The sequence below is a fragment of the Arthrobacter sp. 210 2 genome (assembly GCF_059093025.1).
The window spans coordinates 542,968-564,137 of record NZ_JBNHIE010000001.1; the positions used below are offsets into that span (position 1 = coordinate 542,968).

Annotated in this window: 20 protein-coding genes; 8 read left to right on the forward strand and 12 right to left on the reverse strand. The window is 62.4% G+C overall.

Annotated features, from left to right (window positions below):
- Nucleotides 1-361: 361 nt before the first annotated feature.
- The 3 genes from AC5RWA_RS02550 to AC5RWA_RS02560 are packed head-to-tail and all read right to left on the reverse strand — an operon-like array spanning nucleotide 362 to nucleotide 3,938.
- Complete coding sequence (locus AC5RWA_RS02550) at nucleotides 362-2,041, reverse strand: ArnT family glycosyltransferase (RefSeq protein WP_494056435.1); 1,680 nt, start codon at nucleotides 2,039-2,041, stop codon at nucleotides 362-364.
- A complete protein-coding gene (locus AC5RWA_RS02555; protein ID WP_494056436.1) occupies nucleotides 2,038-3,330 on the reverse strand; it encodes a glycosyltransferase in 1,293 nt (430 codons plus the stop codon). Before AC5RWA_RS02555 ends, AC5RWA_RS02550 begins: the two co-directional genes overlap by 4 nt.
- Nucleotides 3,327-3,938, reverse strand: a complete 612-nt coding sequence (locus tag AC5RWA_RS02560; protein WP_494056437.1) for a GtrA family protein — start codon at nucleotides 3,936-3,938, stop codon at nucleotides 3,327-3,329. Before AC5RWA_RS02560 ends, AC5RWA_RS02555 begins: the two co-directional genes overlap by 4 nt.
- A gap of 1,027 nt (nucleotides 3,939-4,965) precedes the next feature.
- Between AC5RWA_RS02560 and AC5RWA_RS02565 the strand changes: the two genes are divergently transcribed.
- On the forward strand, nucleotides 4,966-5,775 hold the full coding sequence (locus tag AC5RWA_RS02565; RefSeq protein ID WP_494056438.1) for a hypothetical protein: 810 nt from the start codon (nucleotides 4,966-4,968) through the stop codon (nucleotides 5,773-5,775).
- Here the strand turns inward: AC5RWA_RS02565 and AC5RWA_RS02570 are convergent.
- On the reverse strand, nucleotides 5,666-7,324 hold the full coding sequence (locus tag AC5RWA_RS02570; RefSeq protein WP_494056439.1) for a serine hydrolase domain-containing protein: 1,659 nt from the start codon (nucleotides 7,322-7,324) through the stop codon (nucleotides 5,666-5,668). The two genes, AC5RWA_RS02565 and AC5RWA_RS02570, sit on opposite strands and share 110 nt — an antisense overlap.
- 9 nt (nucleotides 7,325-7,333) lie before the next feature.
- Nucleotides 7,334-8,059, reverse strand: coding sequence for a hemerythrin domain-containing protein (locus AC5RWA_RS02575; protein WP_494056440.1), 726 nt, complete (start codon nucleotides 8,057-8,059; stop codon nucleotides 7,334-7,336).
- A gap of 178 nt (nucleotides 8,060-8,237) precedes the next feature.
- Here AC5RWA_RS02575 and AC5RWA_RS02580 point away from each other — a divergent pair, with 178 nt between their 5' ends.
- The 4 genes from AC5RWA_RS02580 to AC5RWA_RS02595 all read left to right on the forward strand — a co-directional run bounded on the left by AC5RWA_RS02580 (nucleotide 8,238) and on the right by AC5RWA_RS02595 (nucleotide 12,952).
- Nucleotides 8,238-9,404 carry a papain-like cysteine protease family protein gene (locus AC5RWA_RS02580; RefSeq protein WP_494056441.1) on the forward strand — a complete coding sequence of 389 codons (1,167 nt, stop codon included), beginning with the start codon at nucleotides 8,238-8,240 and terminating at the stop codon, nucleotides 9,402-9,404.
- 108 nt (nucleotides 9,405-9,512) lie between these two features.
- On the forward strand, nucleotides 9,513-11,189 hold the full coding sequence (locus AC5RWA_RS02585; RefSeq protein WP_494056442.1) for a M48 family metalloprotease: 1,677 nt from the start codon (nucleotides 9,513-9,515) through the stop codon (nucleotides 11,187-11,189).
- A gap of 111 nt (nucleotides 11,190-11,300) precedes the next feature.
- Nucleotides 11,301-11,441, forward strand: coding sequence for a hypothetical protein (locus AC5RWA_RS02590; protein ID WP_494056443.1), 141 nt, complete (start codon nucleotides 11,301-11,303; stop codon nucleotides 11,439-11,441).
- Nucleotides 11,442-11,746: 305 nt separating this feature from the next.
- Nucleotides 11,747-12,952 carry an acyltransferase family protein gene (locus AC5RWA_RS02595; protein ID WP_494056444.1) on the forward strand — a complete coding sequence of 402 codons (1,206 nt, stop codon included), beginning with the start codon at nucleotides 11,747-11,749 and terminating at the stop codon, nucleotides 12,950-12,952.
- Nucleotides 12,953-13,185: 233 nt separating this feature from the next.
- Here AC5RWA_RS02595 and AC5RWA_RS02600 read toward each other — a convergent pair whose 3' ends face one another.
- On the reverse strand, nucleotides 13,186-13,566 hold the full coding sequence (locus tag AC5RWA_RS02600; RefSeq protein WP_494056445.1) for a DUF1304 family protein: 381 nt from the start codon (nucleotides 13,564-13,566) through the stop codon (nucleotides 13,186-13,188).
- 149 nt (nucleotides 13,567-13,715) lie between these two features.
- On the opposite strand from AC5RWA_RS02600, the gene AC5RWA_RS02605 reads away from it, so the two are divergent.
- Nucleotides 13,716-15,743, forward strand: a complete 2,028-nt coding sequence (locus tag AC5RWA_RS02605; protein ID WP_494056446.1) for a multicopper oxidase family protein — start codon at nucleotides 13,716-13,718, stop codon at nucleotides 15,741-15,743.
- A 124-nt stretch (nucleotides 15,744-15,867) separates the two neighbouring features.
- On the opposite strand, the gene AC5RWA_RS02610 is transcribed toward AC5RWA_RS02605, so the two are convergent.
- Nucleotides 15,868-16,314: an ANTAR domain-containing protein gene (locus AC5RWA_RS02610; RefSeq protein WP_494056447.1), complete on the reverse strand. Its 447-nt coding sequence runs from the start codon at nucleotides 16,312-16,314 to the stop codon at nucleotides 15,868-15,870.
- 191 nt (nucleotides 16,315-16,505) lie between these two features.
- Here AC5RWA_RS02610 and AC5RWA_RS02615 point away from each other — a divergent pair, with 191 nt between their 5' ends.
- Entirely contained in the window at nucleotides 16,506-16,769 is a 264-nt protein-coding gene (locus AC5RWA_RS02615; protein ID WP_494056448.1) for a hypothetical protein, read from the forward strand.
- Here AC5RWA_RS02615 and AC5RWA_RS02620 read toward each other — a convergent pair.
- From AC5RWA_RS02620 to AC5RWA_RS02640, 5 genes are all read right to left on the reverse strand, one after another.
- Nucleotides 16,750-17,571 (reverse strand): alpha/beta fold hydrolase, encoded by an 822-nt coding sequence (locus AC5RWA_RS02620; protein ID WP_494056449.1) that lies wholly within the window; start codon nucleotides 17,569-17,571, stop codon nucleotides 16,750-16,752. The genes AC5RWA_RS02615 and AC5RWA_RS02620 overlap by 20 nt on opposite strands.
- A gap of 38 nt (nucleotides 17,572-17,609) precedes the next feature.
- Nucleotides 17,610-18,509, reverse strand: coding sequence for a diacylglycerol/lipid kinase family protein (locus tag AC5RWA_RS02625; RefSeq protein ID WP_494056450.1), 900 nt, complete (start codon nucleotides 18,507-18,509; stop codon nucleotides 17,610-17,612).
- A 54-nt stretch (nucleotides 18,510-18,563) separates the two neighbouring features.
- Nucleotides 18,564-18,722 (reverse strand): hypothetical protein, encoded by a 159-nt coding sequence (locus AC5RWA_RS02630; protein ID WP_494056451.1) that lies wholly within the window; start codon nucleotides 18,720-18,722, stop codon nucleotides 18,564-18,566.
- A 394-nt stretch (nucleotides 18,723-19,116) separates the two neighbouring features.
- Nucleotides 19,117-19,368 carry a hypothetical protein gene (locus tag AC5RWA_RS02635; protein ID WP_494056452.1) on the reverse strand — a complete coding sequence of 84 codons (252 nt, stop codon included), beginning with the start codon at nucleotides 19,366-19,368 and terminating at the stop codon, nucleotides 19,117-19,119.
- Between the two features lie 222 nt (nucleotides 19,369-19,590).
- Nucleotides 19,591-19,866 carry a hypothetical protein gene (locus AC5RWA_RS02640; protein WP_494056453.1) on the reverse strand — a complete coding sequence of 92 codons (276 nt, stop codon included), beginning with the start codon at nucleotides 19,864-19,866 and terminating at the stop codon, nucleotides 19,591-19,593.
- Nucleotides 19,867-20,046: 180 nt separating this feature from the next.
- On the opposite strand from AC5RWA_RS02640, the gene AC5RWA_RS02645 reads away from it, so the two are divergent.
- Complete coding sequence (locus AC5RWA_RS02645) at nucleotides 20,047-20,763, forward strand: TetR/AcrR family transcriptional regulator C-terminal domain-containing protein (protein WP_494056454.1); 717 nt, start codon at nucleotides 20,047-20,049, stop codon at nucleotides 20,761-20,763.
- Nucleotides 20,764-21,170 lie beyond the last annotated feature (407 nt).

Genomic DNA, 21,170 nt, shown 5'->3' on the forward strand with positions numbered 1-21,170 from the left:
TGTTCGAGATGCCATTCGTGCCGAAGGTTCAGCTTGCACAGCAGGGCCTGGATCATGGCAGCCTCCGATTCAAATCGCAGTGCTCTGTACCTTTAACTATGGCCTTCGTCCCCTCTCTGGGGAACCGGCAGTTTGTCAGCTCGAGCATGCCGGCGCCCGATGCGCTCCTGATCAAGTGACGTTCACCCCCCAATCAAATTGATTTCCTGAACCGTTGAGCCGCTGAGAAGTTCCTGGAGTCTGGGCCAGATTGGCCGAAAAGCCGGATGCCTGCGCGGGAACCAGTTGCCGACGAGACCCGGCGAAGTTCCGCAAGTCCGAAGCGCATCGCGCTGGCTGGCCTGTCGTGCCAGGCCTGCACTTAAGGAGTTATGGCAGCGGTGGGAGCCTCTTCCGGGTTCAGACGCATCCACTCCGGGTCGACCGGGTCCATGTCCGGATTGACCTTCAGCAAGCGGATCTGCTGGCCAACAGGGCCCCACGCCTTGACTAACTCGCTGTGCGAGAGAGCGGCATGCGCTTGAGGAGCGTTTTCTATCCCCAGGATTTCTCCTCCCACGAACACCTCCATGGCACGGCCCGTGAAAATGTAGTCAACGTCTTTCCACCCGCCGGGCAAATGTTCCGCCTGCTCCAACGGGTCCCGGTCCAACTTGAAATGCCAGAGCGGACCGGACCAGCCGTCCGAACTCCACCCCATGTCCACCAGCTCGTTCCACGCATTGTCGTCAGTAAGAATTGTCGTATCCCTAGGAAGATTGGAGTCGATATAAGCCAGCGCCTCCTGGTACGGCACGTTCTGGTTCTCGGTCACTGCGCGGAACGATTTTGCGGCCCATGAGGGAGCCACAGCGAACACAGAGGCCGCGACCAGGCCCGCCACGACCGCACGAGCCGTCCACTTGACCGTTCCTCGAGATCGAAAGCTTGCCGCGTGCCAGAGCTTCCAGGCGAGGTGAACGATGATCAACGCAAAGAACGGCAGCGGGGTGATGATGTACATTCCGGGGATGTAGCCGCCGCGCAGCGCTACCAGGAGGTAGACCACCGGAACGAGCGCGATACCGCGCGACTGTCGGAAAAACAGCCCCACGAAGCTCAGCAGCATCCCCGCGGTGACAAGGTACGGATCGAGCCCCAGCCACCCCTTCAGTATGTTGTTCGCACCTGAGCCATCAGTGAACATAAAACCCGCACTGCCTCGACCGTGGAGCTGCCAAACTATGGTTTCCCAGAGCGAGACGTGCCCGGGTCCCGGGACTAGTTCATTCTTGATGATTGCGAACAGCACCCAACCGCTGATCACTAACGCTCCGGTTCCCAGGAACCCAACGAACGAGAAGGCACGAGTCCGGGTCCATGAGGATACCCACAGGGCTACCAGGGCCGCTGGTAGAGCCACCGCCGCAGTCTCCTTACTAAGGACGGCAACCCCGAAGGCAGCTCCAGCCGCAATGTGGTACTGGAGCTTGGGCTTACCCGTGACCAGTGCGAAGCAGACGAGCAGCCAGACAAGCGCGATGTTGTCCAGGAAAATCTGCCGCCCCAGATTAATCGTCATCGGAGACAGCGCCCATACCAGCGGGGCCACGAGTGCAACGTATTTGGGCAGTCCCACGTGGCGTGCGATCTTGTACATCAGCGCAGCGGAGATCACCGCGATCAGGGCCATCACCCCACGCCCCGCGGTTTGAACAGGGATGTCGTCGCCACTCCAGAACCACTGCAGCGGCGTAAGCAGTACGGCCAGCTGGATCCATCCGAGCGGGGGATGGTCGTACCAGTACGTGTAGTGCGCCATGACTCCTTGATTGGCTACTGCCCAGGCCTGTGCGAAGTACGTGCCCTCATCGTCGTTGCTGAACTCCGGGTATCCGTGAAGATTGACACCGTAGAGGACTGCAACGAGTGTAAGGACCAGAATGAGCGGTACTGCTCTGAGCAGCCGGTAGCTCCAGCGATGCGGATCAGCCTGCTTTGTCTTCGAAGGATGTTCCACCACCCTCGGGGTGATCGGAGTGGTGTCCTGGATCGCGGTCATGCTTTGGCCCCCTCAGCCGGAGGATTGATGATGCTGGTGGCGAAGACATTGAGGTGCGTACCGGTGTGGGGAGTCTTGTCCCAGATAAAGTTTCTACGGCGGAACTTAACGACGGCGGCAACGGCGGCGTATAGAAGCATGCCTTGGTAAAACGGAGTCGAGACGACCAGGAGGATATAGTCGCGCACTCCGATCCTGAAGTTCATGTCGCGCCCGAACTCCCGCAATACCAAGACCTCGAAGATCACGGTCAGCATCAGCGGAATGAGTGGTACGTAGGTGATCAACACGATGCCGGTAGGAAGCGAGAACGCGATCGCGGTGAGGAACGCTATGGGGAGGAGGACCCCCGCCAGTGCCATCGCGTACTGCTGGACCAGTGTCCACCAGCCGCTCAGGCGACGCTGCCACGACGGGAGCTTCTTCCACTCTCCCTTGGCCAGCACCTGCATAAAACCGAGGCTCCACCGGGTCCGCTGCTTGATAAACGCCTTCACCGTGGTGGGCGCCTCTTCCAGAGTTGTAAGCGCCGGATCGTAAACACACACGACGTGCTTGCCCAGTGCTGAAAGCCGCACGCCGATTTCGCAGTCTTCTGCAAGGCAATTGTCATCCCAGCCGCCTACCTCCTCCAGGAGATGACGCCACACGAAGACCGTGTTGCCCCCGAGCGGAATGAACCCGGAAACCGCATGGCCGTGCAGGCGTGATCGGAACCAGATGCGGTACTCCAGGCAGTTGCGCAGCGTAAACCATCGACTCCGGTAGTTGATGAGGTGAACCGCTCCCTGAACGACGTCCGCACCAGTGAGCTGGAATGTTCCGTCGATGTGATCGAGCAGCCCGGGAGCGGTCAAGGACTCAGCATCTATGATTCCGACGATGTCCCCGGTGCAGAGCTGGAGCGCGGAGTTGAGCTGACGGGGCTTGTTTTTGACGGGGTCGCAGTTGATCGAAACCTTGATGTTCTGAGGGTGCAAGGCGGCGAGCATCCGAGCACGGTCCACCGTGTCCACGTCGTCATCCCCCACGGAAATGACGATCTCGACTTCGCTGTGAGTCTGGTCCAGGAGCCGCTGAACAGTCGCGGTCATGACCTCATACGGTTCGTCCCGGCAAGGAACGATGATCGAGAAGGAGCGTTGACTGGACACGCTGTCGGTGGCGAAGTTGGTTGACTCGTAGTTCTCAGGAGTCCGCCAGGCATGGAGCATCCACCATAGCGTTCCTACGCAGACTGTGAAGAGCAGGACAGTGCCGAGCAGCAGGAAGAAGATCAGCGCGCTCATGCGGAGACCCCCTCTACTCGGTCGCCTACTCGGTCGCCGGCTGCACGGTGGCGTGCGTCCCGCTTCACCAGCTTGGGACGATAGACGACCCTGCTCGCGAAGAGGAAACGGGCGATGAACGCGATGGCCAGTGTCACCGCTTGGGCAAGTACTGCCAGGACGTGCATCGTTTCGACAAGGAGGATCAGAAACGGCAGACGGATAAGCGCCTCGACGTTGTTGAACAGCAGGTGCTGGGTCAGGCGGCCCTGCCATGAATGGGTGCCGTCCCGCAGGTCGCGGAACACGAACCGCTCTTGAAGCAGGAAGTTATGAAGCATGGAGATTTCAGCGGCGATGACCGCGGCAGCAACGTAGCCGATGGCGAATCCATCTTGGACGAGCAGTGCCATGACGAGCAGATTGACAACGGTCCCGAGCGCTCCAACTACCGCGAACCGGGTCATACGGCCCAGGCGGAGGCTCGCCGCTTGATAGAAAGACAGAGTTCCGTTGCGCCAGCTGGTCTTATTCTCTGCCGCCAGGCGTTTACTGACCGTGAAGGGCAACTGGGGCCAGTGCAGATTCTTGAAGCTGCGTTGAGGCGGCTGCTTAGGGCCGAAAATCATGGTAGCTCCCGGTGAGTTTTCGCAGTTTTGACTCCATGCAGGCAGGCTGCAATGGCGCCGAGGTCATAAGCGTTGTGCACTCTCAGCGGAGTTAGGTTGGAGTTCGGTGCTGCCATTCAGGGAACCAGGTCCAGGGCATCAGCCCGGGAATCCCCGATGTGGACGAGCGAAATTTAGTTCGATTGAGCGGAAGGTCGTAACCGATACCGCTTAGGGGCTATTAGCTTTATTGCCGTTTGCTCGACGTAGAGTCAGCGTAGATCGCCTTCGGCCAGCTTCTATATAAAGCCGAGTACCTGTTTTTCATAGAGTGGATTACTTGTATTAGTCCCGTCTCGGAACTAATCTCCTAACAATTTGTTTCCGTCCGATTACTCGCACTTCACTTATGCGTGGGAATATTTCTTTTGTTAACCCATGCCGTAGCAGTCCACCCCGTCCGAGCTGCGTTTAGGGTTATTTTGCGCCGGAATGCTGGCACGTGGACCATGATTTTTTCACCGTCTAAATAATGACTAAATCACCTGACTGAGCTCATGGGACATGGTCATCATGGCGCTCGCGTTATTGTCAATCTCTTCGTCGCATTTCAATTGAGGACGTAATTTTGCGTGCCCGATCTCCGGCGGCAAGTGGTGAAGAACAAATCCTACTGAGGAGTGTTGGGTTCGTCGGGATGTTGCCGGCCCAGCTCAAGGAAGTTGACGTCCACCCTGCCGGGAGTGCGCGGCTTCGGTGAGCCCCGCAGCTTACGGGGCTCACGAAGAGCCGCTTACCGAGCTGGGTTGCCCGGTATTCGTCGCGGGCCAGCGTAAATGTATAGAAGGTGGTGCTTCCGGACAGAGCAGTTACGAACAGCCCACACCAGGATGGGCCTTCTCCTGGCCCAGCGGGGCCAGCAACATCAGCACCGAAGAGACAGTCAGTAGTGCGGAAACGACCGCGAGAATTCCATGACCCACCAAGTGCTGCCCTGGGGCTCAACCACCGACCACGCTTAATCACCGGCTTACCCGGAGAATGAACTATGGATGACGGCCAGGCCCTAGAGCAAAAGCAGTCCCTGCCCGACCGGCTGCAGTTCGTACGCGTGGTGGCCTGGCTCATGGTGGGAGTGTCCGCCGTCGGACTGTTTGGCATCGTCGATCTCATGACCCTCCCCGGCTGGGTGGACCAGCGCTACGTCTGGGCCGTCTCCCTTGAAGCCAGTTGGGGGAGCCTGATGACGTTCATCGTGGCAGGATCCTACGCCAGCATCGCGCTGAACCCCCGTGACCCCTGGCCCGGAACAGCCCTCCTGGCCGTGGCGGGCATGGCGCTCGTACTGTGCGCCATTTTCGGTGCCGACAACCGCCCGCTGCCGCTGGCGCTGATCGTCGCCGTCCCCGCCATCGGGCTCCTCTATTCTGCGCGGAAGGAGATCGCGCCGCCCGACCGCTCCCTGCGGCCGGCCTGGCTGCACCTCCTCATAGGGGCATCAGGAGTGCCACTGTGGCTGGCCTACTCGATGCACGCCCTCCAGATGTCCAGGCTTGAACCGAACGCGGGCCACGACACCTGGGGTATCGAGCACTGGCCAGTCCAGGGCGCCGCCGGCATCACCATCATGATGGCTGCCCTGATCATGGGCTGGTGGGGTCCGGCCCGTCCCCTTGCCCGGGTGAGCATCAGCTTGTCCGTCGTCTATATCGGCGTGGCGATGCTCGCCTACCCCGACCGGGCAGGCGCTATGGAAGGTCCGATGTGGGGTGTGGCAATGGTGCTGTGGGGGACGGTCCTGTCGCTGCTGCCCGCGAACGGAACCACAGCCATGCCGCCACGGCAGTCCGCACGATAGCCCACGCAGCCGCCAACACCAGGGCGGGCACGATAAACAGCCCGGCGTCCGGGACCGTGCGCACGATAACCGGCAGGTCGGCGTCGAAATGGCTCGGGATGTAAACCGATCCCAGCCACAGGATGGCTGCGTCCAGCAGCAGGGGCAGAACCCCGACGGCGGCGATCCGGCGTCCCGAGACCTGCTGGCCGCTCCGTGCCCACCGGTACAGCGCGCGGCCCACGAAGCCCAGCGACACGAGCTCCGCGAGGAGGGCCAGCAGCGCCACCGCCCAGCCGAACTGCTGAAGCGGCTCCTCCCGGACTGTGGCCGGCACGGGAGCCTTGCCGTGGAGGATCCGCAGGACGTTGCTGTCCATGGCGCGGGCCAGGGAAGCGGTGGACTGGCTGGCGCCGTTCACCAGCAACACAACGCCCAGGCGCTCGCCGGGGACCATGGCCAGGAACGACTGCGTGTTGGACCACGAACCGGTGTGCTCCAGCACCAGGGGCAGGCCGTACCACTGCTCCTTGGGCGCCGCCGGGTCCAGGCTCTCCCACAGCGGACGGGCGAACCACGCCATTGCGTACGAGCTGAACTCATTCACCGTGACCGTCGGCTTCACGAGGGCCGCCGCGGACTCGGGGGAGACGATGGCCCTGCCGCCATACTTCCCGCCGGACAGTTCTGCGATGAGCAGGCGGCTCAGGTCCTCGGCCGAGGAGTACATCGTGGATGACGGTGCACCTGTTGCGGGGGCCGGCATGTCCGTCGGGCGCCAGATGGAGCCGAACCACTGGTAGTAGCCATGGGCTGCCCGGTTGGCCGCTGCATAGTCGGCAGAGGCGTGGCTGTCAGCCATCTGCAGGGGCGTAAAAACGTAGAGCTTCATATACTGGGCGAAACTCTCACCCGTCACCGACTGCACCAGCAGGCCCAGGACGTCGTAGTTGAGGTTCGAATAGGTGAAGGTTTTGCCCGGGTCATCAACGAGGGCTGCGTCCGACAGGTCCCTGACACCCTGCTCCAAAGCGTCGTGGCTGCGGTCGTCCGCGGCCTGGTAGGCGCGGCCGTCCCGTTCCGAAAAGCCCGCGGTGTGGTTGAGCAGGTGGGCCACGGTAATTTGTGCAGACTTTGTCTCGTCCGCCGTGCGGAACCACGGAATGTAGTGCTTCACCGGCGTGTTGAGGTCCAGCAGGCCGGCGTCCACCTGCTGCATCACGGCGACGGCGGTGAGGGCTTTGCTCGTTGAGGCGAGTAGTACCGGCGTCTGCGGGGTCATGGCGCGGCCGGAGGCGTCTGCCACGCCGAATGCGGAGAGGTGGACCAGCTGGTCACCCTCCACTACCGCGAGCTGCACCCCCGGCAAGCCCAGCTGCTTCATCTGCTCCTGCAGGTACCGGTCAGCGGCCTGGAACCGGTCACTACCTATCTGCGCAATGGCGGCGGGTGGGTCCTTAACGTGCACCTGGGCGGCGGCGCCCAGGCCTAAGGCGATGAGAACGGCAACAGCCACCTGAACGACGGCGGCACGCGCCGCCGTCGTCCGCGTTTCCACAGGCACAGCCACCAGGGCAGGTTAGAACGTCTCGGGAATGGGTCGTCCCGGAAAAAGTGCGGAGTACTGCCTCCGGTACATGCCGCGGCCCACGAGTTTGTAGGCAAGGCGGACGGGTGTGGGGATCTCGTTGAACAGTTCCCTCCGGTCCGCGGGCGGGTTCGTGGCCAGCACCATCCCCAGGTAGGCGACCATGAATTTCTTGTCGAACTGCTTGATCCCGTGCTGCCCGATGTTCTTGTTCTCCTCCTCGGTCATCACCCTGTCCGCCACGGGCATCACCTCCGTGACCTCGCGCCGCAGGTGCACTTTCAGGACAGCCGAGAGGTCCTCGTAGCGTGCGGCGAGTTCCGAACCGGCTTCGAGGTCAGCGGTCTCCATCCAGCGCAGGCGGTTGGGCTCGATGTGCTCCAACCGTTGGGTGACCTGCCGGTGCTGCTCGAGCATCTGCGCCACGTGCAGCGCGCAGGCTGGGGCCCGCTGCTCCAGCTGTGGGTACATGAGCAGGTCCTCACCCTCGTGGTGCACGTGGAGGACCTTGTCGAAGTTGCCGAGCACTTCCCCCACGTACGCCGCGCGGCCGGTGTCGCCGGCGCTAACGGAGCGCACCAGGCCGGGCGCCTCGTCGTAGGCCCACAGGAAAAAGCGGTGGATGCGCCTCATGGACGCCGACCCGGTGCAAAGTTCGGGCCCTGGAGGCAGGGGAGCAGCGGTCTCGCCGGGCTGCATGATGAAGAAGTCGGTCATTGGTGAATCCTTCAGCGCTCGTCATGCGAGACCCGGACCTCTCCCCGCCAGCATCGTAACGCCTGCCCATGTGCTTCACAATGGCGGCACGCCCCTATTTGTGGAGCGGATAACGCAGCAGTAACGCCATTGGGCGGATTCTGTAGGCACTCTTGTATCCGTCAGGAAGGGACAGGTCATGAGCCTCGATGAGGTTATCCGCGCCACCAGCAGCCCGTACAGGTCGCTGCTCTGGGACGGTGAGATTCTCGGCAGTCATTTTATTTCCAAGCAGCTTTCCTTCACCATGCAGGCGCAGACCCAGTCCAACTGGTGCTGGGCGGCGGCGTCCACCAGCGTTTCGCACTACTACTGGTGGTTCAGCCATTGGACCCAATGCAAGGTGTGCAACGCCGAACTCAACCGCACGGATGCCTGCAATTCCCCTGCGCCCGCAGCATGCAACGTGCCCTGGTACCTGGACCGCGCCCTGACCCGGACAAAGAACTATGTGAGCATCACCGGACCGGTGACCTTCGCGCAGATCCGTGCCGAGATCGACGCCGGGCGCCCGCTGGGTGCGCGCGTGGGCTGGAGCGGGGGCGGCGGTCACTTCATGGTGATCTACGGCTATGCCAGGATCTTCGGCCAGCAGTATCTTGATATCGATGATCCGATCTACGGCAAGAGCCACCTGAGGCTCAGCGACTTCTCCAGCAACTACCAAGGGAGCGGAACATGGACCCACACGTACTACACGAAGAGCTACTTTAAGTTGCCGTGGCGCCAGGTTCCGCTGCCCGACCCGGTCCTCAGGAAGATCTGGGAATCGCGGCAGATGCTGCACGTGAAGCAGTTTGCGGACCCCCAGCATGCCGAGCAGCGCCGGGCCGACGACGACTCCGTCCAGATCGGCATGGCCCAGCGCGTCTACAGCCTCGGCCTGGACCGGTTGCTGGGAGAACGCGCCGGGGGCGGGCCGGAAGCCGTGGGCCTGCGGGTGTATGAGTCCACCGACGGCAACGCGTCGGCGTTCTTCGATGTAGACGAGGGCGAGGAGGGAAACGTCCGCCAAATGTCCGCCGCCGCGTCCCATCTGGAACCCTTCAGCCGGGCGGTGGAGGCCGCCCTTCCGTTGGCTGAGAATTCCGCCAGGGACACCGAACTGCGGCTGTTCCGTGTCCCCGCGCTGAACTTCGAGGCAGTGTGGGTCAGCCACGAGGGCGGCGAAGAGGACCTGCTGCTGCCCCTGACCAACGTTGGAAGCCTCCAGGTCGGGTCGGAGTACGGCTATGAGGAGGCGCTCAAAGCACTCCGTGACGCCGCCCGGCCGCTGGCGGACATGGACGACACGATGGGCGCGTAGCGGGCCGCGTCGGAAGTCTACGCGTCCGAGGGCGGGCCCGTTCCGCCGTCGTATGCGTTGTTCAGCCCCTACGCCCACGCAGTTGCAGAGCGGCAAGGAGGCAGGAGAGTGACACGAGACGAAGCTTTGAGCACGGCGGGGCGTTCGGCACCAAGCGGGCATCTGCCGGAACCGGAACAGCAACCTGACCATCGGGTGGACCCGCCCTTGGACGTCAACGCCCTCCGGCACCCCGCCGAGTACAGCAGACTGGTCTTGGCGGCGACTACGGCCGTCATCGCCCCGGGCGTGATGGTGATGTTCATCGTCATCGTGCTTTCCACCGGTCCCCTAGAGGTTGTCGGTCTTGCTGCCCTGTTTCTGGCGCTGGCAGTTGGGGGTCTCTGGTTGTTCCTCATGAGTGGACGCGCAAGACTGCTGGGCAACTGTCTTCTCGTCTCCCATGAGTCCCTTCCCGAGCTGCAGCTCGTGGTAGATGCGGTGCGCGATCGAGTGGGGTACAACCGACGGGTGGACGTCTACGTTTCCGACTCCGCGGACAATCCGGTCACATTGGCCACTTTCCTGGGGACCCGCATCCTCGTCCTCAAGTCGACTACCGTGAGTGACCTGCAAACTGAGGCAAACCTGCCGCAGTTGGAATTCCTCCTTGGCTCAGTTTTCGGTGCCTTGAAGGCACGGCACCAACAGTTCATCCTGCTGAGCGTCTTGCTCGAGTTCGAGACCAAGCTGAAGATCCTCAACATACTCCTCGCCCCCTATTTCAGGGCCACCGTCTACACGGGAGACCAGATCGGTGCCGCCTGCTGCGGTAGTCTTCCGGCTGCCTTAGCCATGATGAATCGCCTCCTGGTTGGCAAGGAACTTGGTTCCAGCGTGTTGTCCGAAGGCGTTGTGAACCAGGCCGCTGACGTTCGGAAGCGCTGGTTACCGCGGCTGGAGCAAATGAACTCAACGATGCCCCACCTGACCAACCGCTACCTAAATCTCATGGCTTTTATGGCGGCAAATTTCCCTGAGGAAACCAAGGCATATCTGGACTCGCTGGAGGAGCCTGCCCGTGAGCTTCTGACCGCGTTCAACGAAACCTCACCCCACAGGACGCGGCGCATTCCCCGGCCCGCCCCAATGGCGGCCGTGGCTGCCGCCCTGATCACAGCGGTAGTGCTCTTTCTGGTTGGTGTGGGAATGACGCAGTTGCGACCAGTGCTGCTCACGGTTTTTGAATCGGCTCCAGTTCCTTCTCCATCGCCAACAGCCGAACCAGAACCCGGCCCAACGTTTCCGGTACCTGAGCCCAGCCCGACATTCTCGATACCCGAGCCCAGCCCCACGACTTCAAGCCTTTTGCCTCTGTACCTTCTTCTCAGCGCAATCCCGGACGCAGTCGAGCCGTGCCGTCAAGTCATTGTGGAACCGGCATTTGGGCAAGGTGCCGTGCTAGAAGTGGAATGCACGCCAGCGAATATGGATTCCCTTGCCTACGTCGAGTACGAATCTGCAGCATCGATGGAGGCAGCCTATGCTTCCCTCGTCCCGGCCAGTCTTCCCGGGGCGGACTGTAGTGCTGCTCCATCCGGCCTCGTTTATGACATCAGCGCGAGTAATGGAGTCCGGGCTCTCTCGTGCTATGAGAACCAAGGCGGGGCTATCGCTTTTGTCTGGACTTCCACCGTGCGTAATGTCCTGGGTGACACCCACTTGCTAGGCATCTGTACAAGTAGCTCCTTGGCGTACCCACGGATGTACGCGGAGTGGGAATTTCTGGTCACCGGGGGACCCTAGGATTCACCGGTGCGCGCCCGCCGTCGTCCGTCTTTATTCGAGTAGTTGGCCTTTCAAAGACAGGTACGCGATGCGCGGGTGCCGGCGCCTGCGGCTGCATAGACTCGGCGCATGGCAAATGTAATGGAGCGCAGGCATGGGCGCCGCAGAGGGCCAGGGCCTGCCAAAGGAACGGGCCAGCCGCTCGCTGTTTTGGGCGTCGTCGTCCTGATGATTGCCGCGCTGGTCACGGCTTACGCCCTGATGCGATAGTCCGGCTGATGCACGTCGTACTGCCGGCTCCGGATGGACAGGATTTCGATTGCCCCCATCAGTTTGTGGGACGTTGTGACGCATGCAGCGGGTCGTTAACGGGACAGGGAGCGCTGGGCGGCACCGGCACTTTTGACTCCTCCCGCAGTGGTCCTTCTGCCTTCACAGAACCTCTGGACGCAGCGTAGGGTCCTGGGAAGAAGGCTTACGACGGCGGCCGCGCGCCGCCGTCGTAAGCCTCCACATGGAGGTTCCGCCCAGCGCTCGTTCAGCGGAGTTACCGGAACGTTATATATGCTTGCTGAGTGGTTTTTAGGTCAAGCAGCGGAAATTCATCAGTCAACGAACGCGCGGCAGCCCCGGAAACAGGGCTCGTATCCGGGCGCCAGCATGCCCTGGACGGGCTCCGCACCCTCGCCGTGGCGGGGGTCTTTTTCTTCCACACGGCAACGGAACTCATCCCCGGCGGGTTCATCGGTGTGGACGTCTTCTTCACACTGAGCGGATTTGTGATCACCCTCCTGATCCTGAAGGAACGCCTTGCCACCGGGCGGCTGCGCCTCGGTGTTTTCTACGCCAAGCGGCTGGCCAGGCTGTGGCCCGCCCTGCTGGTGCTGTGCGCCGTGATCATCGCGGTCGGCCTGCTCTTTCCCGCGTCCGGCTGGGGCGGCCAGGAAGGCTTCGTCCTGCCGGCCGCCGGGTACGTCATGAACCTTGCCCACTTCGGCGTCTTCGGCAACTCCATCACCGGCGAAACCCTCGGCCCCACCTGGACCCTGGCCGTGGAGGAGCAGTTCTACCTGGTGTGGCCGCCGCTGCTCCTGCTGATGCTCCGGTTCTGGAAAGTACGCACCGTCACCTGGATGACGGCCGGGCTGGCGGGCGCCTTCCTGCTGGAACGGTTCGTGCTGGTTTCACTCGGCGCGCCGCTGGGCCGTCTCTACAACGGGCCGGACACCCGGGCCGATGAACTGCTGATCGGGTGCGCGCTGGCCCTGCTGTTTACCTGCGTCCGCCGGGGCTCCGGACTCCACGGTTTCCTGCGGGCGGCTGCACGGTGGGGCGCCCCGCTCGCCGCCGCCACCCTGGTGGCTGCGGTGTTCCTGCTCGAGGAACCGGACGCTCCCGGCCCGTGGTTCGGTGCTTTTTGGACGGCCGGCCCCACCGCGCTGTCCCTGCTGGCGGCCGTGCTGATCGGATCGCTTGTCCTGCAGCCGGCCGGTTTCATGGCACGGTTCCTCAGCCACCCCTGGCTTGCGGGCCCCGGCCGCGACCTCTCCTACGCCATGTACCTCTGGCACATCCCCGTCTACCTCCTGCTGATGCCCTTGATCCCGGTGTTGCCTGTCCGCATCGCGCTGGCGGCGGCCCTCACCGTGCTGCTGGCTTGCGCGTCCTTCCACCTGGTGGAGCGGCCGCTCCGGCGCTGGGCAAACGCAAGGCTGTATCCCGTCGTCGTCCGTCCAGCTCCTGCGCACGTCTCGGAGCGGGAACTGGTGCACCTGCGCTAAGAATCTCCAGTCCATTTCCTTTGCCAAAGCCCTTTACGTGGTGGGTCCGGGTTACTAAAGTCGTTTCTTGTCATAGTCCGGATGGGCGCTGTGGGGCGTCCGGGAAGGGGGAGTGCATAACCGCTGACCGTTGCCAGAAGACAAATGACCACTACGTTGAAAGCCCCTCTCAGGAGGGGCTTTCCCTTTGCGGTGCGCCAGAGCGAGCGCCGCTTTTGCGGGCGGTCCAGTTTTTACCGGAGGAAAACGTAGAAGAGCACTGCCAGGCCGGGAAACAGTGCCTGTCCGAGGGCACTGATCAGCAGGCGTTTTTCGGTGACCCACAGCCAGAATCCCAGGAAGACGTGGCTCGCGCAGCAGAAGAGCACGATCGCTGTCCCGCCGGCTGCGTTGCCGGAGTTCACCATCCAGAGCCCCGCGGCGATGCCTAGCCCAAAACTGATGTTGTAGGCGCCCACGTTCATCGCCCACATGCGCACGGCCGGAACGTCCTCCGGTCTAATCAGGAAGATCCAGTGTAAGCGGCGGTCGCCGTGAAGGAAGATCTCCAGCAGGCCGACGGCGATCAGTGCCAGGGCGGTGCCGCCGGCGAAAATCTGGCTCAGCAGGTTCATGTGCGTACTTCCTCATCCCATGGGCGCAGGCTTTTCGTGCAGAGTACGCCGCGGCGGCAAGCGCCTTCAATGGGTACAGGCAAGGTGCAGCGTTTCAGGGACCAGATTTCCCCAATGTTTTCTCAGGGTGGTTATTCCAGTCTTTAGCCATGTCAATTACACGCCGGCAGGCATTGCAAATAGGTGGAGTTGGAATCATCGGCGCCTTTGGTCTGGCGGTGCCGTTGACGTCAGTGGATGCGAAGTCGGCCAGCCGGCTGGCACCCAGCAACATGCCCAGACCCTTCCAGCGGGCCCTCGAGGTGCCCACGGTACTTGCGCCGACGCGCACCACGGTGGACCCCGATGGCCACAAGCGGCATCATTACCGGATTGAGCAGAAGCTCGGTTCGGCCAATATCGTCCCGGGCCTGAGCACACCCATCCTTGGCTACAACGGGACCTTCCCGGGGCCCACCATCAAGGTGAACCAGGGCGAACGTATCACCCTGATGATGGACAACGTGCTGCCGCTGTTCCATCCGCAGTGGGGGTACCGGCTCGATACGTCCACCCACCTGCACGGTTCGGCCTCGCTGCCGCAGTTCGACGGGTACGCCAATGACCTGACCGGGCTTGGCTACTGCAAGGACTACGAGTACCCGAACTTCCAGCCTGCACGGACCCTCTGGTACCACGACCACGCGGTCCACAACACGGCGCAGAGTGTCTACTCGGGGCTTGCAGGCCAGTACCACATGCATGATGACGTGGAACGCAGCCTCCTTCCCCAAGGCAGGTTCGACGTGCCGCTGACTGTATCGGACGCCATGTTCGACGCTAACGGATCCCTGGCCTACGACGACAACACCCACTCCGGCCTCTGGGGCGACATCGTGCTGGTCAACGGGGCACCGTGGCCCGTGATGAAGGTCCAGCGGCGGATCTACCGCTTCCGCATCCTCAATGCCTCCATTGCACGTTCCTACCGTTTCTCCCTCAGCACAGGGGATCCGGTGACGATGGTGGCCACCGACGGCGGGCTCATGCCCACCGCACAGCAGGTGTCGTCATGGCGGCACAGCGGCGGGGAGCGTTACGAGGTCCTCATCGACTTTTCCAAGTACGCGGCAGGAAAGCGCGTGGAACTGCGCAACCTGTCCAATGACAACAACGTGGACTACGACTTCACGGGCAAGGTCATGGCCTTTGATGTGACCGATGAACCGGTGGACACGTCCGGACCGGCCGCAAAGGTCATGCCGACACTGCTCACCCCCAGCACGCCCATGAGCCTGACCACTTCCCAGTCCGTGAAAAGCCGGCACATGCGCGTGAAGCGGGACAACGACATCTGGACCATCGGCGGAATGACGTGGGACGAGGTGGTGGAAAGCGGCTACAAGAAGGTCCTGGCGGATCCGGACCTGGACGATGTGGAGATCTGGACCATCGAAAACAGCTCCGGCGGATGGTTCCATCCCGTCCACATCCACCTGGTGGACTTCCAGATTCTCAGCCGCAACGGTCGTCCCCCGTTCGCCTACGAACGCGGGCCCAAGGACGTGGTGTACGTGGGCGAGGGGGAGACGGTCCGGCTGCTCATGAAGTTTGAGCACCACCGCGGCAGGTACATGATCCACTGCCACAACCTTCCGCATGAGGACCATGACATGATGGCCCAGTTCAGCGTGGGCATGGACCCGAACGAACCCGACCCGAACCACCCCATCGAGGCCTCGAAGCCGCATCCGATCAACCAGGCCGCGCCGGTGGAGGCACCGGTGGACGAACCAACGGACGAGCCGACATTGGAAACCCCGGAACCAACCGCCAGCGCAACCGCGACTGCCGAGCCAACGGAAACGGCCACCACCCCGGCGGAGCCGACGGCGACAGCAACCCCGACGGCAAGCACCGACGTCCTCACCATCACCACCGCGCGGCACCGCCTTAACAAGGACATGGACGTCGCGGGAACCTCCAGGATCGACGCGGCTGTCCCCACCGGTTCAGCCTCGGTGAAGGTTTATGACGTCACGCCCGGACGTGCCGAAACCCTGCTGGGAAGCGTCCCCATCAATTCCCTGGGCAGCTGGTCACTGTCAGCCAAACCCGGCCCGCGCCAGCAGGTCACATCCGTCCGGGCCGAATCCAGCCGCGGCGGAACGGCCACCCGACGGGTGGATACCCGGTAACAGGTGCCAACGCCCCCGGCGGTCTTACCGCCGGGGGCGCCTAACCATGTCTTGGGGGCTTCGGGGGCCCCGGCCGGGGTGCCGTCGCCTACCCGGGCCACGTGTCCGTCGGGGCGAATTGTGGCTAGGGATCGAAGTAGGTGGCTCCAGGCGTTCCTGAGATGCTGGAGACGATTTGGGCGGCCACCTCGTGGAGCTTTTGGTTGCGGGTGCTGGAAACGCTGCGGAGTATGTTGAACGCTTCCTCTCCTGTGCAGCGGTTCTGGGCCATGATGATGCCGCGGGTCATATCGATCGCGGTCCTGTGGTGCAGGGCAGCGGTGAGATCCTCGGAATGGAGTTCCGCATCTTTGATGATCTCCTCAGTGAAGATCCGAGGGGCGGCAGCGAAGAAGCTCAGGGCCGCCGAGGCGTTGGTTCCCAGCTTTAGTGGAACAGCCAGAAGGCAGTCAAAGCCTCGGTTTGTTAGTTCGGCACTGAACACGGGCCATCGGGTGTCTGCCGAGAGGTCTTTCATTAGGACCGGCGCCTGCAGCCGTTCGGTGTTGTCCATTCCTGCCGGGGTGTCCATGGGGGCCAATCTATGAGAGAAAAGCGCCCCTCGTACCCGCAACAGCCGCCCGTACCGGTGCCATATCTTCACCCAACGCTGGTGACCTCTGGCCCTGTCCACCGTATGATTCGATTGGGTGGTCTTGAGCAACAGGGACCTACTGAGAGGGGCGGGCGTGAGTTCGGCCCGCCAAAATGAGAGTAGTCAATGTGGACGATCCCCGACTGACAGCGCGATCGATGATCGAACACGACGAAGCCGATGTCTACGACCTTTGGTTGCAGTACTTCGCCAACGGCGGTAACGCATTGCAATTCGATTTCGAGACGTTCCTCTACGGCGCTTCCGAGCCAAGCGCCTTGGACATGGTCTTTCTCGGCTTCGCGATAGAAGAGCTTCATACCCGGGGAAACCCTCCGGGCCCGGCTACTGCCCCCGGCCTGCAGAAGGCGTTTACCGGCGGTGGAGCGTGAGGATGCCTGCGGCTGTGCCGGGGGCGCCGCCGTGCTGGACGATGTGGGGTTGGCCCGCTACTTCCAGGAAGCTCCCGTCCGGGGCGGTAGCGGCAAGTTTTTCGCACCAGGCCCGCGGCGCTACGGGATCCCTTGAGCCGCGGATCACCACGACGGGTTGGGCCACAAGAGCAACCTGCGCTTGAAGGTCGTAGGTCATCATGACCGGAAGCTCGGTGAGGTACCAGCGCAGCCCGGACCGGGCGTAGTCGGTGAATACGGTGGCATTCCCCAATGGGCTCTCGAGTAGCGAGTCAAGGCCCAGGGACAGGCTCTGCTGAAGTACTGTTCGGCGGGTTGGGTCAACCACCGGGCCCAGAAGCGCGAGGTGGGAGACCATGTCCGGGCGTTGAACCGCGAGCTCGGTAGCGAACTGTGTCCCCATCGAGTGTCCGATCACCACGGCGCGGCTTACACCCATTTTTTGGAGTGTTGCGGCGGTGTGGTGCGCGTAGTCGGCCACGGAGAGTTGCTGGTCCGGTCTGGGCGTTCCGCCGAAACCGGGCAGGTCGATGGCGTAGGTGTCCCCGTGCCGGGCCAGAAGGACCTGAAGCCGCCGGTAGTAGCGGTGGGACATGCCGATGCCGTGCAGCAGCACAAAGACCGGGCCCGACGAACCAGAAGGGCCTGCCAGGGTGTGAACGTGGGAGGTCAGGGACCCGGTGGTGACGATCCTGGGCGTCGGCCGCGGGCCCCTCCAGGGCAGGCGCCTGCGGTAGGGCGATGATTCAGTGTTGGGCTGTTGCTCGGTTGCGGTGTGCACCGGTTGTCCTGTTCCTAAGGGGCGGTTCGATTGGTTTGTTAGCCCAGGGTGGCGAGGGCACCTGGGGCGGATTCGATAGTGACCCGCGTGTGCGCTTCAACGGATTTCACTTCTCCATCGATCTGGTACGGGATGGGTTTGAGGGTCGTGAAGGCGTAGCTGCTGACGCTTGGCTGCTGTCCCAGGCCCTGTGTAGCCGCCCGCAGTGCGGTCAGCAGCATCTGTAACTTTGATCTGTGAGGGAAGGTCACCACTTCGAATTTGCCGTCTGAGGGGTGGGCCTCGGCTTGGCTGAGGGTGGCGTATTTTGCCATTTCTGCAATATTTGCAAAAACAAGGCTGTCAAACTTCCGGCGCTTGCCCCCTGCTTGGCGGATTTCGAACGGCTTGAACTTGGAGAAGGTGCGCATCACCGAGAACATTTCCTTCAAAGCGCCCTTGCTGCCCTTTTCCAGGTCGATCGCCATGACCGGGGTGAGGCCGAAGCCGATGTAGGAGTGCGCGTACTCGGCGGCGGCGTCCCCTTCCTGCCCTGCCCTGATGCGCAGCAGATCGATGTGCCGTACGGCGCCACCGGCGATCGCTTCCTCCAGGGGCTGGGTACCAGTTGTCCGGCGGTGGTCATTGGCGTTCCCGGCACCCAAGACTGCACATACCGCGTGCGGATTACCGGCCGCCATCACGCCGTTTACCACTTCGTTATAGCCCCCGTCCCCGCTGACCGAGACCACCAGCACGTTCCGGCCTGTGCTTGCAGCGTCGCGTGCGAGTTCGACGGCGTGGCCGGCATGCGCTGTGGGTTGGAGCTTGATGTCGGGAGCGTAGGGAAGAAGATCTTCCAGCTTGGAACGGAGTTCCGCGGCGAGTTTGGGTGCGTCACCGGTGCTGTTGGGGTTGAAGATGATAACGATTGATTCAAAGGTCCGAGCAGTGGTCATGGTGCGCTCCGTAGTGGCGGGCTGCTCTGGCAGGCGGGATGCGGGCCGCACTGTCTAGCTGTTTCCGGTGTGGACGATGCTGTCGGCATCTTGTTCATTGGCCGGGGCGTCGGCGAGGCCACTGGGGGTAAGGTCGAGGTCTTCTATGCCGGCAGGGCTGGCCTGGCCGCCAATAAGAGTGGTTTCAGGCTTTGTGTGGCCGTTGTTCGTCATAATCTGGGTGTCCTTCGTCCGGCCGTGGGGGCGGGCTGGTGGATTAGTTGGGCAGCTCTCCCTGGAACCCGCCCGGAGGAACCGTGGCGAGGGCGGTGTGCGGTCTGGTTCCTGTTGCCGGACGATGACCATGGGGGTCAACGAGGTCCTATTGTCCCGAAGAGAGCACGGGAAGAGCTGCGACGTGATCCGCGGTCGTGTCCAGGACCCGGGAGGCAAGGCACTGAGAGCAGTGGACGGCCACGGCGAGGGTACCTGCCCGCCGGCCCGTGACGGGCGGGGATTCGACGAGCAGGTGCGAATCCGTGTCACAGTTGGTGCACCAGGGGCGTTTTCCGCGTGGCTGGTGCACGTCCTGGGGGACATAGCTGTGCGTATTTGTCGTCATCGTGGACTAGACGACGGCCCGGTAGCTGTGCAGGATATAGTCTGCTGCCGCTGGGCCCTTCATACGCAGGCACTGCCCGGGATTGACGCGATGCGTCATCGCGGCCCAGAACGTGTGCTCTGACAGGGGGGAGTGGTGGGACACGAGGCACCAGCTGGTGTACAGGCCGTACAAGGAGTCTCCATCAAGAGTGGAGGTGGAATCATGGTCCAGGTAGGTAGCTTCCTGGAGGAACTGGTCGAACTGTGAATGCGCCATGAACGGCTCTTTTCAAACACGGTGCAAAATTATCCGCCGTTCGGCTACAGCGGCCTCAAACCCGGCGCCCTGCACGGGACGCCAAGCGGTACTGCCGTACGAGTTCTTCAACCCAGGCAGGCCAAACAAAAAAGGTAAAACAAGTCAGTGGTGGCGCGGCACCGTTGTGGGTGCCGCGCCAGCATCAGTCAGTTCCCGGCGCGGGGGCCGGAAGAGCACGCGCTAGGCGTGGTTGTTGCTCACGCGGTTCCCCGCCTTGGCCAGGCCGCGGGCCACCATCAGGCCGACCGTGAGGAAGGCGATGTACTGCATTGCGTCGTTGGCGTTGAACACGTCAACTCCGTTTTCGCTGGCGTCATCCCCAACAACCGTTGCGGTGATGATCGTGGCGATGACTGCCGCAACATAAACGGCGAACTCAAGGGTCCGGGTGGAGATCTTGATGTCGTTGGCGTTGCGGACAGCGCTGGAGTGCTCGTTCTGCGTGTGGGTTGTCATGTGGTTCTCCTCTAGTAAGGGCGTGAGTGACCGTGCCGGCCATGCAAACTCTGATCCCTTTACTGAAACCATGTCGACAACTTCTCTACAGTGTAGACTTTATCTGTAGACTAATCATTAAGCAAGCTTACGTATCTCTCAATGGGTGGGCCTGACGCAATCAACAGGATGGATTCCTCCATGGCCTCCCCCGCAGAACCCAACAATCCAGCAGGCGCCCGTAAAGCGCGCCTGAGCAGGGAGCTGGTGCTCTCCACCGCGCTGGCGCTGGTGGACAAGGAGGGCCTGGATGCCCTGTCCATGCGGCGCCTTGGGCAGGAACTGAACCGGGACCCTATGAGTCTTTACCGGTACGCGGCAAACCGGGCGGCCCTGCTGGACGGAGTGACCGAGATGGTCCTCAATGAATTGGCCATCTTTCCGCATGACCCTGACTGGCAGGCGCAGCTGCGCAACATCGCCCACGACCTCCGGCTCCTCGCACTGCGCCACCCCAACGTAGTGCCCTTGTTGGTCACCAGGCCCCTTTCCACGCCCCTGGGCCTGCGGCCGTTAGGTACGCTGCGGCCACTGGAGCAGATCCTGACGCTGCTGATAGAAGCCGGCTTCACCCCCACGGACGCGCTTCACGTCTACCGCGCTTACTATGGATTCCTCTACGGACACATCCTCAACGAACTCCAGGAATACATCGTGGACCCGGACGAAAACGAGGCCATCCTCCGGCTGGGCCTGCACCGCCTGCCGGCAAAAGACTTCCCCCACCTGCGGGCCCTGGGGCCCGTCCTCGCGGACTACGACGGCGACGCGGAGCTCGACCAAGGTCTCACCATCCTGCTCAGCGGACTCGCAAACCAACTCGCGACACCCGGAGCTGACCTTCGTAACGGGGACTAGCAGAACCCCAAGACTCAATCCATCAGGGCACGCCGCCGCGTTCACAGTCAACGGCTTTGGGCGGCGCCCGGGCCCCCGCTCTTTATTCTGAAAGTAGGGGGATTCCGTGATGCGCCGCGGAACGCGTGATTCCGCCCCCGCGCGGGGCTACTTAGGTTTGTCCAATCGTTTGAGCCCCATCCGCGCCTACTCACGTTTCACCAGCACAAACGCTCCACGATGCAGTTGCGCACCTGCGTATCCGCCGGCTTCCGCTGGATGGGCTCTGAGTACCTGCAGCCAAGTACTAGGTGGCCGGACATAAATGGCTGGCCTGGAAGCGAGTAGTGACCACTGTTGTTCGCCCTTTTTCCCGCCAATTCAATGGAACCCAGCAGTACTCAACTACTCGGGGGCACATCGTGACT